The following is a 14,865-nucleotide window of genomic DNA, read 5'->3' as shown; positions in this document are numbered from 1 at the left end:
GAGGAACAGGAGGTGGCCGCCATCGCCGGGATCCTGCACCACGGCGACGTCGACGGCGACGGGTTCGTCGAGTACGAGCGGAGCACACCCCACAGCCTCGTCAACCAGGGGTGGAAGGACTCGTGGGACGCCGTCCGCCACCCCGACGGCGAGCTGGCGCAAGGTCCCATCGCGCTCTGCGAGGTCCAGGGGTACGCCTACGCCGCGTTCCTCGCGCGGGCCCACCTGGCCCACGATGCCGGCGACGATGCGGCGGCGCGGACCTGGCGCGAGCGCGCCCGGCAGCTGCGACGACGGTTCAACGAGGAGATGTGGCTCGACGACGAGGGCTGGTTCGCCCTCGGGCTCGACGGGGACAAGCGGCCGATCCGGTCACTCGCCTCGAACATGGGCCACTGCCTCTGGACCGGCATCGTCGACGCCGACAAGGCGGCCCGCGTCGCGCAGGCCCTCGTGTCCGACGACCTCTTCTCGGGGTGGGGCGTCCGCACCCTCGGTCGATCGATGACCGCCTTCAACCCGGTGAGCTACCACAACGGCTCGGTCTGGCCCCACGACAACGCCCTGTGCATCTCGGGCCTCGTGCGGTACGGGTTCGTCGAGGAGGCCCACCGCATCCTCGAGGGCCAGCTCGCCGCGGCTGCGGCGACCGACGGGCGCCTGCCGGAGCTGTTCGCCGGCTTCGACCGGGGCCGACCCGCGGCGTACCCGACCTCGTGCTCGCCGCAGGCCTGGGCGTCGGCGTCGCCCCTCCTGTGGCTGCGGGCCCTCCTCCGGTTCGACCCCTGGTCGGGGCGCGACGCCGTCTACGTCGACCCGATCCTGCCGCCGTGGATCGAGGAGCTGTCCGTCGACGGCATCGACGCCTGCGGCGGGCAGCTGCGCGTCGCCGTCGACCCGCGGCACGTGGAGGTCACCGGTGCCGGTCGCTGCGAGGTCGTGCGCGCGCCACGGCCGCCCCTCGACGACCTGCCCGGCCTCGACGACGACCCTGGCTAGCGTGACCCCGTGCCCGGACCACCCCGCGCCCCCGAGATCCGCATCCCCCGGGCGCCCGGGGCCGACGACGCGCTCTGCCGGCCGTCGGACCTCGACGTCGACGGCCTGACCGTCCCCGGCACCGGTGCGACGGCGGGTGACGTCCTGCGCCGCTGGGGCGGCCGGTCGCTCGTCGTCGCCTCCCTCGACGGCGCGGCGAGGGAGTGGCGGGCACCAGGCATCGATCCGGCGCGACCCCAGAGGTGCTTCTCGCTCACCAAGTCGCTGACCGGGGTGCTCGCGGCGCGTGCCGTCGACGAGGGGCTCCTCGACCGCACCCGGCAGGTGAGCGCGGTGATCCCCGCGCTCGACGGGACAGGTGTCGGCTCCGCGACCGTCGGCGACGTGGCGGACATGACCGTCTCGATCGCCTACGACGAGGACTACGAGGCCACGGCCGGAGCGGGTGAGGCCGAGCGCTCCTTCCGGGACTTCGGCGACTACGTGGTGGCGCTGGGATTCGCTCCCCCCGGGGTCGCGGTCGACCCGACGGCCCCTCGGTCGGTGCGCGCCTTCGTCGGTGCGCTGGCGCAGGGGGAGGGCCCGCACGGGCATGTGTTCCAGTACGCCACACCGATCGCCGAGCTCCTCGTGTGGATCCTCGAGACGTCGGTCGGCCGGGGCTGGATCGACTTGCTGCGCGACTGGGTGTGGGAGCCGAGCGGCGCGCGGGACGCGGCCGCCGTCCAGATCGATCCGGAGGGCGTGCCGACCGGCGGCGGTGGCCTCGCCGCCACGACGCGCGACCTGGCGCGGGTGGGGCTCGCGCTCGCCGCCGGACGCCTACTGCCGGGACCGGTCCTCGATCGGATCGCGATCGGCGGCGACCCGGACGCCTTCCGCCGCTCGCGCTACGCGAAGCTCGAGGGCTACACCTACCGCGACCAGTGGTGGATCCCGGGCCCGCCCGGACGGATCCTCTCCGGGTGGGGGATCCACGGCCAGGTGCTGTGGGTCGACCTCGACCACGGGGCGGTCGTCGTGATCCACAGCGGGGGCGGGGACGCGAGCGACCTGGCGCGGGACGCGAAGCAGGAGGCGCTGTGCCGCACGCTGGTCGCCGCCGTCGGGCGCGGCCGATGACCGGGCGCGACCAGCCGTGCGCGTTCTGCGCCATCGTCGCCGGCGAGGCACCGGCGCACGAGGTCCTGCGCACCGAGCGGTTCGTCGCGTTCCTCGACGTGAAGCCGCTGTTCCACGGCCACGTGCTCGTCGTGCCGACCACGCACGTCGTCACCTTCGACGAGCTGCCGGCCCCGTACGCGGCCGAGCTGGCCGTCACGACCCAGCAGGTGCAGCGGGCCGTCGAGCGTGCGACGGGGGCGGACGGCTCGCTCCTCATCGTCAACAACGTCGTGAGCCAGAGCGTCCCCCACCTGCACCAGCACGTCATCCCCCGACGCCGGCGGGACGGTCTGCGGTTCTGGCTCGGCCCCCGCCACCCCTACGAGGGTGCGGAGCACGCGGCGGGGGTGGCGGCGGGCATCCGGGAGGCCCTCGCCGCCGACCTCAGCTGACCCGCTCGAACCGCACGACGCGCTCGGCGACGTCGGCGCGCGTGCACCGGGCCACGACCTCACCACCGAGGGGCAGGTCGGCCCCGTCGCAGCGGGCGCGGATCGCCGGGTCGTCGATCGCGATGTTGCCGCCGTCGTCCCAACTCTCGAGCACCGCAGCGGGGAACGTCTCGCCGACGCGGTCGGCGAGGACGAACGCCTCGACCACGTCGATGCACGCCCGGTCGAGCGCCCGCGCCCGTTGGTCGCCCGCCGTCATCGTGGCCGGCAGCTCGCCGATGGCCGCCAGCACCCACTCGGGCAGCACGGTCCCGGCGACGTGCGCCAGACAGGCCTCGGTGGCGATGCGGTCGACGAGGCGACGCAGGGGCGCGGTGACGTGGGCGTAGGGCGCGCCGACGCCGGCGTGACCGGGATCGTCGAGCGGGCTCCCGTCGACTGCCGTGTAGCCCGCACCGCGGAGGAGCTCTGCGGCGAGCTCGGCGAGCGCGGCGTGGCGCGGACGCGACGTGTCGAGACGAGCGAGGACGTCGCCGGGGTGCTCCGCGTCGGCCCACGGGATCCCGAGGCCCCGGGCGGCCTCGACGAAGCGCGGGAACCGCTGCGGGTCGGGGGAGGGCAGCGTGCGCAGGACGCCGGCCCCGCCGTCCAGCATGATCTGCGCCGCGGCGCGGCCGGTGAGGAGCGAGATCTGGGCGTTCCAGATCTCGACTGGCAGGTCGGCGCGCAGCCGGATCGTCCAGTGGTCGCCGCGGTCGGGGACGACCTCCTGCTCGGGGAGCCCGAGGTCGATGGCGTCGCGACGGCGGGCGTCGGCGAGCAGCGCGGCGCCGAGCTCGGGCAGCGCGCGCAGCACGCCCGGTGCCTCGCCGCGATCGAGGGCCTGCTGGACCTCGGCGTAGGTGAGCTGGGCCCTGCTCCGCACGGTGGCCCGCTCGACCTCGACCGAGCGGGTGCGGCCGTCGTCGTCGACGTCGATCGTCCAGAGCACCGCAGCGCGGTCCTGATCGGGCAGGAGCGAGGCCGACCCCTCGCTGAGCACCGGCGGGTGGAGGGGCGTCGTGCGGTCCGGGGCGTAGTGGGTCTGGGTGCGGCGCCACGCCTCACGGTCGACCGGACCTCCGGGCACGACGACGGCAGCGACGTCGGCGATGGCGTAGGAGACGCGCCACCCGCCCGGCCGGGCCGTGACGGCGACGGCCTGGTCGAGGTCGCGGGCGCCGGGCGGATCGACGGTGACGAGCTCGAGCGACCGGGCGTCGCGCCGGGCGCCGCCGAGCGGCGAGGCCGCCGCACGGGCTGCCTCCTCCAGCACCTCGGGCGGGAACGGGCCGGGCACGTCGAGCTCGGCGCGCAGCGCGTCGAAGTCGACCGGTGCCGGGACGGCAGGGGCCCGGAGGCGGTGGATGACCATCGCTCCGTTCTACCCGGCGCCGCCGGTCGGTCGAGATGCGCGTCCACCACCTCTGGTGTACGGCGTAGAGTCCCGGGCGGGCCGCCAGCCCGGCACATCCACGAGGGGACGACGATGACCGACACAGCCCGACCGCCCGTCGACGACTGGGCGACCGACTTCGACCACACCACCTCCGAGTACGCGCAGAACGCGCCGGAGATCTGGGCCGATCTGCGCTCGCGCTGCCCCGTCGCCCACTCCGAGCGGTTCGGGGGCACCTGGCTGCCCGTCCGCCACGAGGACGTCGTGGCCGTCGCCCGCGACACCGAGCACTTCAGCTCCGAGGGCGTCATCGTCAACGACTACAAGCCCGTCGACCTGGCACCGATCGGCTACGCACCGCCGATCACCTCCGACCCGCCCTTCCACCAGGCGGCGCGACGGCTCCTCCTCCCGGCGTTCGCGCCCAAGGAGATCGACCGCTGGGAGGAGACGGCGCGGGCCACCTGCCGCGAGCTGCTCGACGAGTTGCTCGCCGACGGGCGCGACGTGGTCGATGCCGCCGTGGAGTACACCCAGCACATCCCGGTCAGGGTCATCGCCGACATGCTCGGCGTCCCCCGGGAGGACGGCGACAAGTTCCGGACGTTCATCCACCGGATCATCGAGGCGCCGGGGTCGGCCGAGCAGGAGCAGATCGCCTACGAGGACACCCTCGACCACTACCTGACCCAGGTGGTGGAGGCCCGCCGCGCCGCGCCGCGCGAGGAGCCCCAGGACCTCGTGGACCACCTGCTCGCCGCCGACCTCGACGGCCAGCCGCTGAGCGACGACCACATCACCGGCACGATCGGCCTCCTCATCATCGCCGGCATCGACACCACGTGGTCGGCGATCGGTGCCAGCCTGTGGCACCTCGCCCAGCACCCCGACGACCGGCGGCGCCTCGTCGAGGACCCCGACGTCATGGTGTTCGCGATCGAGGAGCTCCTCCGGGCCTACGCACCGGTGACGATGGCGCGCATCGTCGCCGAGGACACCGAGATCGGCGGCTGCCCGGTGAACGCCCGTGACTGGGTGCTGCTGCCGTTCCCCGCCGCCAACCTCGATCCCGAGGTCTTCGAGGACCCGCACGAGGTCGTCATCGACCGCCAGCGGAACCGCCACCTCGCCTTCGGGGTCGGCATCCACCGCTGCATCGGGTCGAACCTGGCCCGGATGGAGCTGCGCGTGGGTCTCGAGGAGTGGCTGCGGCGCATCCCCGACTTCGAGCTGGCCGTGGACGATCCCGAGCAGGTCCGCTGGTCCGCCGGTCAGGTGCGCGGGCCCCGCGAGCTCCCCGTCCGTATCCTGGCCACCGTGCCCCACTCCACCACCGAGGTCCGCTGATGCGCATCACGCTCGACTCCGAGGCCTGCCAGGGCCACGGCCGCTGCTACACCCTCGCCCCCGACCTGTTCGACAGCGACGACGAGGGCTACGCCGTGCTCAAGGTCGACGGGGAGGTGCCCGCCGGGATGGAGGAGCAGGCCCGCCTCGCCGCGGACAACTGTCCGGAGTTCGCGATCACGGTCGAGGACTAGTTCCGCCGAGCCATCAAGCGCGCCCCCGTCGCGGCCGATCCAAGTACCGATGAGCTCCACGCACGTGCCCTCCACCACCGCCACGCCGTCGGTCGTCGACGGTGAGGTCGCTCGCGGCCTCGCCGTGGGTGGTCAGGCCCTCGTCGAGGGCGTGCTGATGCGCGGGCCGGACCGCGTGGCGATGGCGGCGCGCCAGCCCGACGGGTCGATCGCGCTGCGCATCGAGCACGTCCCGGCGTGGTCGGTCAGGGTCGGCGGGGTGCCGCTCGTGCGCGGCGTCGTCGCCCTGGTCGAGTCGGTCCACGTCGGCATGCGGGCCCTCCAGTGGTCGGCGACGATCGCCGATCCGGAGCGCCGGACGCCCCGCGCCACCGCGGGGTCGCTCGTCGGCGCGCTGCTCGCCGTCGTGGCCGCCTTCGCGGTCTTCACGGCGCTGCCTGCCGTCGTGGCGTCGTGGACGGTGCCCGCGGTCGGGCCCGTCGGACGCACCGTCGTGGAGGGCCTCCTCGGCGTCGTCCTCCTGGTGGCCTACATCGCGAGCGTGCGCCGCCATCCGATGGTGCTGCGGACGTTCGGCTACCACGGTGCGGAGCACAAGGCGGTGTCCGCCTACGAGGGCGACGGCCCGCTCGACGTCCGGACCGCGTCCCGCTTCACCACCCGGCACGAGCGGTGCGGCACCACGTTCATGCTCGACGTCGCGGTGCTGTCGGCGGCGATGCACACGGTGACCAACGTCGTGTGGCCCGAGGGCCCGGCCATGCTCGCGGCCCGCCTCCTCGCCATCCCGGTCGTCGCGGGCGTCGCCTACGAGGTGATCCGCGTGGCCGGCCGCCACACCGACCGCCGGTGGGGTCGGCTGCTCACCCGTCCGGGCATGTGGCTCCAGGCGCTCACCACCGCTGAGCCCGACGACGGCCAGCTCGAGGTGGCGCTCGTCGCGCTGCGCGCCGCGCTGCCCGCCGCACCCGTGACCGCAGATCCAGCCGGGTGACCGACCTCCCCCGTCCTTCGGACCGCACGCTGCGTCGGATGTTCGAGACGCTCTCGATCCCGGTGATGCTCGTCGGTCCGGACGGGACGATCCGCTGGGCGGGCGGGTCGTCGGACGCCGAGTTCGGCGCCGACAGGCTCGGGGTGACGGGTCGCAACGTCGTCGAGTTCATCCCACCCGACCAGGTCGAGGCGGCCGTGCAGTCGATCGCCGACCTGAACCGGGCCGACGAGATCGGCATCGGCGTCCCCGTCCCCTACGCGATCTACCGGTTCGACGGATCGCTCACGTGGCAGGCGATCGGTGCCGTGCCGATGCTCGACGACCCCGACGTCGAGGGCTTCACCTTCTACTTCCTCCCGTGGGACACCCACCACCACCTCGACGAGTTCATGGCTGCGCTGCTCGCGGACGAACCCCTCCCGACCGTCCTCGAGCACCTGGCGCGCAGCATCTCGACGGGCCTCGAGGCCGTCGGCGCCGCCGTCCACCACGGTCTCGACACCGAGCAGCCGAGGTGCAGCGCCGCGGGGGTGCCCCAGGCCCTCCTCGACGTGGACGACCCGCCGTGGCTCGACGTCGCCCAGGACGGCGAGCCCCGCTACCTCGGCCTCGACGCCTTCCCGGACGCCGCGGCCGCCGCCGGTCGGGCCGAGGGCATCGCCGGCGTGTGGGTCATCCCCGTGGGCGGGGACTCGGTCGCCCGTCGGGCGGTGGTCAGCGTGTGGCGACCGGTCGATGCCGAGCCGGTCACCGCCCACGACTTCGTCGTCACCCGCTCGCTCCGCTACGTGGAGCTGGCCCTCGTGCGGCACGCCGAGCACCAGCAGCTCGCCCGGATGGCCAGCCACGACGAGCTCACCGGCGCGGTGACGCGCCGGGTGTTCTCACGCCGTCTCGCCGAGGCGGTCGAGGGGCCGGCGCCGGCCGTGGTGCTCTTCTGCGACCTCGACGGCTTCAAGCGGGTGAACGACACCTACGGCCACGCCGTCGGTGACGACGTGCTCGTCGAGGTCGCCCGCCGCTTCCACGCCGCCCTCCGCCCCGGCGACATGCTGGCCCGCATGGGCGGTGACGAGTTCACCGTCCTCCTGCGAGGCGACGAGGCGTCGGCGCGTGCCGTGGCCGAACGAATCCTGCAGGCGCTCGATGCCCCGGTCGAGGTGCCCGGTGCGTCGGTCGAGCTCAGCGTCTCGATCGGCGGCTCGATCTCGTCGCCCGGCACCCGCACCGGCGCCGACGCGCTGATCCGGGCCGCCGACGCTGCGTCCTACGAGGCGAAGCGCCGAGGCGGCAACCGCCTCCACCTGGACGGTGTCGACGGGGGATGACCGTCAGCTGCGGTCGCGGTCGCGGCGCACCGAGGCCTTCCGGCCCCGGATCGTGGTGCGCCCGAGGGCGGCGATCACCTCGTCGGCGGCATCGGCCGGCACCTCGACGAGCGAGAAGCGCTCGGTGATCCTGATCGCGCCGATGTCGCGACCAGAGAGCCGGGTCTCGCCGGCGATCGCACCGACGAGGTCGCCGGGACGGACGCCGGCGCCCCGACCCACGCCGACGTAGAGGCTGGCCATCGTTCCGCCGTCCGCAGGGGCCCGCCGCAGCCCGGTGGGGCGGTCCCGCCGCTCGCCCCGGTCGGCTCGTCGGGGTCGCTCGGCGACCTCGGGGATCTCGACGTCGTCGTCGGTGGCGCCGCTGGCCTCGTGGACGAGCGCGACCGCAGCGAGTGCCACCGCGTCGAGGTCGTGCTCCTCCGCCAGCCGATCGAGCACGCTGCGGAAGCGCTCGAGCTCGTCGTCGTCCTCCAGCCGCACCTGGACGGCGGCGACCGTGGCGTCGATCTGGCGGGCCCGCAGGTCGGCGACGGTCGGCACCTTGGCCCGGGCGATCCGCCGCCGCGTCCGACGCTCGATGTTCTCGAGCATGCGGAGCTCGCGCGGCTCGGCGAGCGTGAGGGCGATGCCGTCGCGCCCGGCGCGACCCACACGTCCGATCCGGTGCACGTAGGACTCCGGGGAGGACGGCACGTCGTAGTTGACGACGTGGGTGAGCTGGTCGATGTCGAGCCCTCGTGCTGCGACGTCGGTGGCGACCACGAGCTCGACGGTGCCGGCGCGGAGGCGGCCCATCACACGGTCGCGCTGCACCTGGTCCATGCCGCCGTGGAGCGCCTCGGCGCGGTAGCCGCGCGCGTTCAGCGTCTCGGTCAGCTCGTCGACCTCGGTGCGGGTGCGGCAGAAGACGATCGCCGCCGTGGGCGCCTCGACGTCGAGCACCCGACCGAGCGCGGCGGCCTTGTGCGCCCGGTGCACGACGTAGGCCCGCTCCTCGACCAGCGCGTCGCCGTCGCCGTCGCCCGGGGTGGCGTCGATCTGGATGCGGACCGGGTCACGGAGGTGGCGGTCGGCGATCGACGCGATGCGTGGGGGAAGGGTCGCGGAGAACAGCACGGTCTGGCGGTCGCTCGGCGTCGCCGCGAGGATCGCCTCGATCTCGTCGGCGAAGCCCATGTCGAGCATCTCGTCGGCCTCGTCGAGGACGACGACCTCGACGTCGTCGAGCGGGAGGGAGCCGCGCTCGAGGTGGTCGAGGGCGCGGCCGGGGGTGGCGACGACGACGTGCATGCCCCGGTTGAGCGCCGCGAGCTGGCGGCCGATCGGCTGGCCGCCGTAGACCGGGAGGACCTGGGCGCCGAGGTGGCGCCCGTACCGGTAGACGGCCTCCGCGACCTGGATCGCCAGCTCGCGGGTGGGGACGAGGACGAGGGCGACGGTGCGGATCGGGCCGCCGGCGGAGGGCAGCCGCTCGAGGAGCGGCAGCGCGAACGCGGCGGTCTTGCCGGTGCCGGTGGCGGCGCCGCCGAGCAGGTCGCGGCCCTGGAGGAGGACCGGGATGGCCTCGGTCTGGATCGGGGTCGGCTCCTCGTAGCCGAGCTCGGCGAGGGCGTCGAGCAGCGTCGTGCGCAGGCCGAGGTCGGCGAAGGTCACGTCGGTCGAGGGGTGGGGATCGGTCACGTCGCTCCAGCAGCAGGGGGGCTGCGCACGATACGCCGTGCGCCGGCGGCCTGCACCTCGGAGGAGGGCGCGCTCAGAGGGGCACGCGGGCGCCGAGCTCGGCGACCTCGACCCGGGTGGCGACGTGACGTCCGATCGCGCGGGCCAGCTCGGCCGCGGCGGGCGGTTCGCCGTGCACGAGGTGGATCACCTCCGGCGGCGGGTCGGCGGTGGCGGCCCAGTCGCACAGCTCGCCCTGGTCGGCGTGGACGGACAGGGCCGGCACCTCCACGACCTCCGCACGCACCGGGACGTCCTGCCCGAGCATGCGGACCGTCCGGGCCCCGTCGGCCAGGCTGCGCCCCCGGGTGCCGGGCGCCTGGAAGCCGACGAGCAGCACGGTGTTGCGGTGGGACGGCAGGAGGCGGGCCAGGTGGTGGACGACCCGCCCGCCCGTGGCCATGCCCGACGCCGAGATGATGATGCACGGGCCGTGGACGCCGGCGAGGGCCTTCGACTCCTCGACGTCGTGGACCTCGGTGATGTCACCGGTGTCGAACGGGTCGCCGTGGTCGGCCAGCCCCGGCTCGAGGTCGGCCCCGTCCGACGCGATCGCCCGTCGGTAGACCCCGAGGGCGGCGAGCGCCATGGGGGAGTCCATGTAGACCGGGAGCCGGGGGATCGTCCCGGCCTCGACGAGGGCCCGGAGGTGGAAGAGCACGACCTCGGTGCGGTCGACGGCGAAGGCGGGGATGACGACGGTGCCGCCGCGCGCTGCGGTGCGGTTGATCGCGTCGGCGAGCACGTCGACGGCGGAGCTGTCGTCGTGGTGGCGGTTGCCGTAGGTGGACTCCATGACGAGGACGTCGGTGCGTCCGACCGGTGCGGGGGAGCGCAGCAGCGGATGCGCCGGGCGCCCGAGGTCGCCGCTGAAGGTGACCCGCCGATCCTCCGGTCCGAGGTCGAGGCGGGCGACCGCGGAGCCGAGGATGTGGCCGGCAGGGGACAGGCGCAGCCGGACGCCCTCCGCCACCTCGACGGTGTCCTCGAAGGCCAGGGGGCTGAGGTGCTCGAGCGCGGCCCGGGCGTCGGCTTCGGTGTAGAGGGGGAGCGCCGGCCGGTGCTTCGAGAAGCCCTTGCGGTTGGCGTAGCGGGCCTCCTCCTCCTGGAGGTGGCCGGAGTCGGGCAGGACGATGCGCGCCAGCTCGACCGTGCCCGGGGTGGCGTGGACGCGGCCGCGGAAGCCGTCGCGGACGAGTGCCGGGAGGTAGCCGCTGTGGTCGACGTGGGCGTGGGTGAGCACGACCGCGTCGATCCCTGCAGGGTCGACGGGGAAGGGCTCCCAGTTCCGCAGGCGGTGGACCTTCAACCCCTGGAAAAGACCGCAGTCGACGAGGACGCGGGCGCCGTCGGACTCGACGAGGAACCGGCTGCCCGTCACGGTCCCCGCCCCGCCGAGGAAGTGGAGCTGCGCCGCGGTGCTCACCGTGCCGGCCGGGTCCGCCGGTGGTCCGCGGCCACGCTCTCGAGGATCGACAGGGCCACCGTGATCTTGCGGAGGAACGACGGGTTGTGGGGAACGAGGTGGAACGCGGGGTGGGGGGACCAGAGGTCACGGAGGCGGCGATCGAGCTCGACCGCCTCCTCGTTCGACTCCGTGCGGTAGCGGTTGCCGCCCTCCCAGGCGTCGCCGCCGATCGCCGCGGTCTCGAAGAAGAGCACGATGTCGTAGCGCCGCAGCTCGTCGTCGTGCGTGGAACCCATCGACGCGAAGAAGCCGTCGACCCCCTCCGGCCAGTAGGCGGCCCCGTCGACGGTGCCCCGGTCGCAGAGGAGGATGCGGTCGGGGTGGGCGGCGGCCTGGATGTCCTCCAGGCTCCGCTGGACCGAGAAGATCGCACGCTGCGCCGAGCGTTGGCCGTCGGCGTCGTCGACGCGGGGGAACCCGCCTCGGAAGAGGATCGTCGCCGACTCGGGGACGAGGAGGACCTCGTCGCCGATCTCCCGCCGGAACAGGTCGGCGGCCGTCGTCTTCCCCGCTCCGGGACCGCCGGTGAGGGCGATGCGCAGCGGACCCGCATCGTGGTCCATGTGGGGGATCGTACGGGACGCTCAGGCGACGCCGACGACGGCCCATCGTCCACCGCGCCAGCGTCCGAGGAGCGTGGCCAGGCGCATCGCCATGAACGCCGTGAAGCTCCACCACAGGGCGGCGACGCCGAGGTCGAGGGCGACGACGGCACCGACGAGGGGAAGGTAGCCGCCGGTCGCCAGCGCCATCGCCACCGCGAGCCAGGTCATGTCGCCGGCGCCGATGAGGAGGCCGTCCAGAGCGAAGACCACGCCGTTGAGCGGCTGGGCGACCGCAGCGACGACGAGGAGGCTCCCACCGATCGCCACGACGGTGCCGTCGTCGGTGAAGAGCGAGGGCAGGGCGCGGTGGCCGGCGAGCAGGACCGCACCGAGGACCACGCCGGTCCCCAGCCCCCAGCGGATGATCCGGTCACCGACCGCACGGGCGGACGCGCTGTCGCCGGCGCCGAGGTGGCGGCCGACCATCGCCTGGCCGGCGATGGCCACCGCGTCGAGCGTCAGGGCCATCAGGTTCCAGACCTCGAAGGTGATCTGGTGCGCGGCCAGGGCCGAGGTGCCCGAACGGGCGGCCGCCGCGGTGGTGGCGACGATGGCGCCACGTAGGGCGACCGTCCGCACGAACAGGTCGCGGCCGACCACGCCGAGGCGGGCGATGGTCGGCCAGTGCGGGCGCAGTCGGGTGGCGTGGACGCGGACCGCTCGCTGGATGATGAGGAGGTAGCACGCGGCGCTGCCGACCTGGGCGACGACGGTGGCGGCCGCCGACGCGCCGATGTCGAACCCCAGGCCGAACACGAGCACCAGCTCGACGACGAGGTTCGTCGCCGCCGACGCCACGGCGATGAGCAGCGGCGTGCGTGTGTCCTGCAAGCCGCGGAGGTAGCCGGTGCCCGCCAGCACGAGGAGCATGGCCGGCATGCCGAGGAGGCTGATCCGCAGGTAGGTCGTGGCGTGGCCCAGGACCTCGCCCTCGCCTCCGAGGGCGCGGAGGAGCGGCACGGCGCCGACCGCGACGGCGCCGGCGATGGCGATCCCGATGAGCCCGGCGAGCCAGAGGCTCTGCACGGCCTGGTGTGCGGCGCCCGACTCGTCACCCGCCCCCAGCCGGCGGCTGACCGCCGCGGTCGTCCCGTAGGCGAGGAAGATGAAGATCGAGTAGCCGACGAGCAGCACCGTCGAGGCGAGGGCGAGACCCGCGAGCCTGTCGGTGCCGAGGCGGCCGACGACCGCGGTGTCGGCGAGGATGTAGAGCGGTTCGGCGATGAGCGCGCCGAGGGCCGGCACCGCCAGCCGCAGGATCTCGCGATCGAGCGGCTGGCGGACGAGTCGCCTAGTGATCGTGGTCGTGCTCGGCGGCGTCGGCCTCCGCCTTGGTCTGGTGCACGGTGCCGTCCGGGTGCTCGGGCGGCGTGTAGATCGAGTACAGCTTCAGGTCCCCTGCGCCGGTGTTGACCACGTTGTGCCACGTGCCGGCGGGGATGATCGCCGCCCAGTCGTCCGACAGCGCGTGGTGCTCGTCGATCTGGTCCTCGGCCGGACCCATGTCGAGGCGGCCCTCGCCCTCCTCCACGCGGATGAACTGGTCGAGGTGACCGTGGGCCTCGAGCCCGATCTCGCTGCCCGCGGGGATGCTCATCACCGTCAGCTGGAGGTGGTCACCGGTGAAGAGCACCGTGCGGAACGTCGTGTTGCTCGTCGTCGCATCCTCGATGTCGCCGATCCAGCCGGTCATCCGGGTTCCTCCTGTCGGTGGGCGTGGCCGTGCGGCCCTCCCTTGAGTCTGGCCGCTGCGGGCGGTGCTCACACCTCCTGATCGCGGCGAGCCGCACGCCGAGCGGCGTCAGGCGACGACGGTGGCGATCGCCCCGAAGTGCAGCACGGCGGCGACGATGGTGAAGACGTGCCACACCTCGTGGTAGCCGAACGTGCGGGGCCAGGGGTCGGGCCAGCGCGTGAGCAGCACGGGGAAGCCGATCGTGTAGGCCAGACCGCCCGCGACGATGAGCCCGAGCTGGAGACCGGTGAGGTGCGTCGCGAGCGCCGGCGCAGCGACGACCGCGGCCCAGCCCATGACCGGGTAGAGGGCGTAGCCCACCCAGCCGAGCCGTCGGGCACCGGTGAGCTTGAGCACGATCCCGATCGCTCCGAGGGTGGCGACCACGCTGAGCATCGGGATGCCCCACCGCGGCGGCAGGGCCACGAGGCAGATCGGGACGTAGGACGCGGCGATGAGCACGTAGATCATCGAGTGGTCGAGCCGCTGCATGACGACCCGCGCCCGGACCGACCGGGCGAGCCGGTGGTAGGCGGACGACGTGCCGAACACCGCGAGCAGCCCGCCGACGTAGATCGACGCCGCGACGGTGGCGAGCGTGCCGCTGGCGGCGACGATCAGCGCGAGCCCGGCGGGGACGGCGGCGACGAAGGCCCACGTGTGGGTGCGTCCCCGCCAGCGCGGCCGCTCCTCGACGAGGGCCGGCGACACGACCTCGAGTGACATGACGCCAGGCTACCCGTGGAGGTTGCGGCGAAGGAGGTCGTGGACGCGCTCCCAGTGGGTCTCGGAGGCGGCCCGGTCGTAGCGCGCGCCCCCGGGCGGGGCGTAGCCGTGGAGGGCACCCTCCATGAAGTCGATGCGGTGGCGCACCCCGGCGGCGGTGAGCGCCTCCTCCATCGCCGGGATCGTGTCCTTCGGTGCGCTCGGGTCCTCGTCGGGCCAGCCGAGGTAGACCTCGCCGCGGATGCGGTCGAGCTGTCGGTGGGGCGAGTCGTCGCGGTCGACGACGAGGCCGCCGCCGTGGATGGACGCCACGGCGGCCACCCGCTCGGGCATGTGCTGTGCGAGGGCCAGCACCAGCCGACCGCTCATGCAGAAGCCGACCGCTCCGATCGGGCCGTCGCTTGCGGCGGGATCGCCGTCGGCCACCTGCAGGAGCACCCGGGCGTCGGTGAGGATGCCGGAGCGGGAGACGGTGCCCATGAGGTCGCGCCGCAGGTGCATGTCCTCGTCGGACTGGCCGAACTCGCGGTACTCGCTGCCCCGGTAGAAGAGGAACGGGAGCATGACGTAGTAGCCCGTGCTGGCGAGCCGCGACGCCATGTCCATCAGCGCCGGGCGGATGCTCGGTGCGTCCATGAGGTAGAGAACGACGGGGAAGGGGCCGCCCTCCTCGGGGTGGACGACGAACGTCGTCATCGTCCCGTCGTCGGTCTCGACCTCGATGCGACGTTCGATCATCGGCTCCCCCTC

General features: G+C 73.9%; 15 protein-coding genes. 7 read left to right on the top strand and 8 right to left on the bottom strand.

The window, feature by feature from the left end; all coding sequences use genetic code 11:
* Positions 1–12: 12 nt before the first annotated feature.
* From GH723_RS10020 to GH723_RS10010, 3 genes are read left to right on the top strand one after another with little or no spacing between them, the layout of a single operon-like run.
* Entirely contained in the window at positions 13–999 is a 987-nt protein-coding gene (locus GH723_RS10020; RefSeq protein WP_153759511.1) for an amylo-alpha-1,6-glucosidase, read from the top strand.
* A gap of 9 nt (positions 1,000–1,008) precedes the next feature.
* A complete protein-coding gene (locus GH723_RS10015; protein ID WP_153759510.1) occupies positions 1,009–2,121 on the top strand; it encodes a serine hydrolase domain-containing protein in 1,113 nt (370 codons plus the stop codon).
* Positions 2,118–2,555 carry an HIT family protein gene (locus tag GH723_RS10010; protein WP_153759509.1) on the top strand — a complete coding sequence of 146 codons (438 nt, stop codon included), beginning with the start codon at positions 2,118–2,120 and terminating at the stop codon, positions 2,553–2,555. The genes GH723_RS10015 and GH723_RS10010 overlap by 4 nt, the downstream gene beginning before the upstream one ends.
* Here GH723_RS10010 and GH723_RS10005 read toward each other — a convergent pair.
* Complete coding sequence (locus tag GH723_RS10005) at positions 2,548–3,969, bottom strand: RNB domain-containing ribonuclease (RefSeq protein WP_153759508.1); 1,422 nt, start codon at positions 3,967–3,969, stop codon at positions 2,548–2,550. The genes GH723_RS10010 and GH723_RS10005 overlap by 8 nt on opposite strands.
* A 114-nt stretch (positions 3,970–4,083) precedes the next feature.
* Between GH723_RS10005 and GH723_RS10000 the strand changes: the two genes are divergently transcribed.
* Genes GH723_RS10000 through GH723_RS09985 form a run of 4 tightly spaced genes read left to right on the top strand, consistent with a single transcriptional unit; the run spans position 4,084 to position 7,859 of the window.
* Positions 4,084–5,340 (top strand): cytochrome P450, encoded by a 1,257-nt coding sequence (locus tag GH723_RS10000; RefSeq protein ID WP_153759507.1) that lies wholly within the window; start codon positions 4,084–4,086, stop codon positions 5,338–5,340.
* A complete protein-coding gene (locus GH723_RS09995) occupies positions 5,340–5,534 on the top strand; it encodes a ferredoxin (RefSeq protein WP_229022767.1) in 195 nt (64 codons plus the stop codon). Before GH723_RS10000 ends, GH723_RS09995 begins: the two co-directional genes overlap by 1 nt.
* Positions 5,535–5,583: 49 nt before the next feature.
* Positions 5,584–6,528: a DUF1385 domain-containing protein gene (locus GH723_RS09990; protein WP_153759506.1), complete on the top strand. Its 945-nt coding sequence runs from the start codon at positions 5,584–5,586 to the stop codon at positions 6,526–6,528.
* A 38-nt stretch (positions 6,529–6,566) separates the two neighbouring features.
* Positions 6,567–7,859: a GGDEF domain-containing protein gene (locus GH723_RS09985; RefSeq protein ID WP_153759505.1), complete on the top strand. Its 1,293-nt coding sequence runs from the start codon at positions 6,567–6,569 to the stop codon at positions 7,857–7,859.
* A gap of 3 nt (positions 7,860–7,862) precedes the next feature.
* Here GH723_RS09985 and GH723_RS09980 read toward each other — a convergent pair whose 3' ends face one another.
* The 7 genes from GH723_RS09980 to GH723_RS09950 form a co-directional block, all read right to left on the bottom strand.
* A complete protein-coding gene (locus tag GH723_RS09980; RefSeq protein WP_153759504.1) occupies positions 7,863–9,542 on the bottom strand; it encodes a DEAD/DEAH box helicase in 1,680 nt (559 codons plus the stop codon).
* Between the two features lie 73 nt (positions 9,543–9,615).
* On the bottom strand, positions 9,616–11,007 hold the full coding sequence (locus GH723_RS09975; RefSeq protein WP_153759503.1) for an MBL fold metallo-hydrolase RNA specificity domain-containing protein: 1,392 nt from the start codon (positions 11,005–11,007) through the stop codon (positions 9,616–9,618).
* Positions 11,004–11,612 (bottom strand): ATP/GTP-binding protein, encoded by a 609-nt coding sequence (locus GH723_RS09970; protein WP_153759502.1) that lies wholly within the window; start codon positions 11,610–11,612, stop codon positions 11,004–11,006. The genes GH723_RS09975 and GH723_RS09970 overlap by 4 nt, the downstream gene beginning before the upstream one ends.
* 21 nt (positions 11,613–11,633) lie before the next feature.
* Positions 11,634–12,899 (bottom strand): MATE family efflux transporter, encoded by a 1,266-nt coding sequence (locus GH723_RS09965; protein ID WP_229022766.1) that lies wholly within the window; start codon positions 12,897–12,899, stop codon positions 11,634–11,636.
* A gap of 46 nt (positions 12,900–12,945) precedes the next feature.
* Positions 12,946–13,347 carry a cupin domain-containing protein gene (locus GH723_RS09960; RefSeq protein ID WP_153759500.1) on the bottom strand — a complete coding sequence of 134 codons (402 nt, stop codon included), beginning with the start codon at positions 13,345–13,347 and terminating at the stop codon, positions 12,946–12,948.
* A gap of 108 nt (positions 13,348–13,455) precedes the next feature.
* On the bottom strand, positions 13,456–14,115 hold the full coding sequence (gene trhA / locus GH723_RS09955; RefSeq protein ID WP_153759499.1) for a PAQR family membrane homeostasis protein TrhA: 660 nt from the start codon (positions 14,113–14,115) through the stop codon (positions 13,456–13,458).
* Positions 14,116–14,124: 9 nt separating this feature from the next.
* On the bottom strand, positions 14,125–14,853 hold the full coding sequence (locus tag GH723_RS09950; protein ID WP_153759498.1) for a dienelactone hydrolase family protein: 729 nt from the start codon (positions 14,851–14,853) through the stop codon (positions 14,125–14,127).
* Positions 14,854–14,865: the final 12 nt, after the last annotated feature.

The sequence above is a fragment of the Actinomarinicola tropica genome, assembly GCF_009650215.1.
Taxonomy (GTDB): Bacteria; Actinomycetota; Acidimicrobiia; order Acidimicrobiales; family SKKL01; genus Actinomarinicola; species Actinomarinicola tropica.
The sequence above is the reverse complement of the archived record's forward strand: the minus strand, read 5'-3'. Positions and strand labels throughout refer to the sequence as shown.

What these genes read in the sequence shown, in the direction of transcription:
- GH723_RS09985 (WP_153759505.1), top strand. Translation starts at nt 6,567, where the DNA reads ATGTTCGAGACGCTCTCGATCCCGGTGATGCTCGTCGGTCCGGACGGG.
- GH723_RS09990 (WP_153759506.1), top strand. Translation starts at nt 5,584, where the DNA reads ATGAGCTCCACGCACGTGCCCTCCACCACCGCCACGCCGTCGGTCGTC.
- GH723_RS10005 (WP_153759508.1), bottom strand. Translation starts at nt 3,969, where the DNA reads ATGGTCATCCACCGCCTCCGGGCCCCTGCCGTCCCGGCACCGGTCGAC.
- GH723_RS09970 (WP_153759502.1), bottom strand. Translation starts at nt 11,612, where the DNA reads ATGGACCACGATGCGGGTCCGCTGCGCATCGCCCTCACCGGCGGTCCC.
- trhA (WP_153759499.1), bottom strand. Translation starts at nt 14,115, where the DNA reads ATGTCACTCGAGGTCGTGTCGCCGGCCCTCGTCGAGGAGCGGCCGCGC.
- GH723_RS09950 (WP_153759498.1), bottom strand. Translation starts at nt 14,853, where the DNA reads ATGATCGAACGTCGCATCGAGGTCGAGACCGACGACGGGACGATGACG.
- GH723_RS09995 (WP_229022767.1), top strand. Translation starts at nt 5,340, where the DNA reads ATGCGCATCACGCTCGACTCCGAGGCCTGCCAGGGCCACGGCCGCTGC.
- GH723_RS10000 (WP_153759507.1), top strand. Translation starts at nt 4,084, where the DNA reads ATGACCGACACAGCCCGACCGCCCGTCGACGACTGGGCGACCGACTTC.
- GH723_RS10010 (WP_153759509.1), top strand. Translation starts at nt 2,118, where the DNA reads ATGACCGGGCGCGACCAGCCGTGCGCGTTCTGCGCCATCGTCGCCGGC.
- GH723_RS09960 (WP_153759500.1), bottom strand. Translation starts at nt 13,347, where the DNA reads ATGACCGGCTGGATCGGCGACATCGAGGATGCGACGACGAGCAACACG.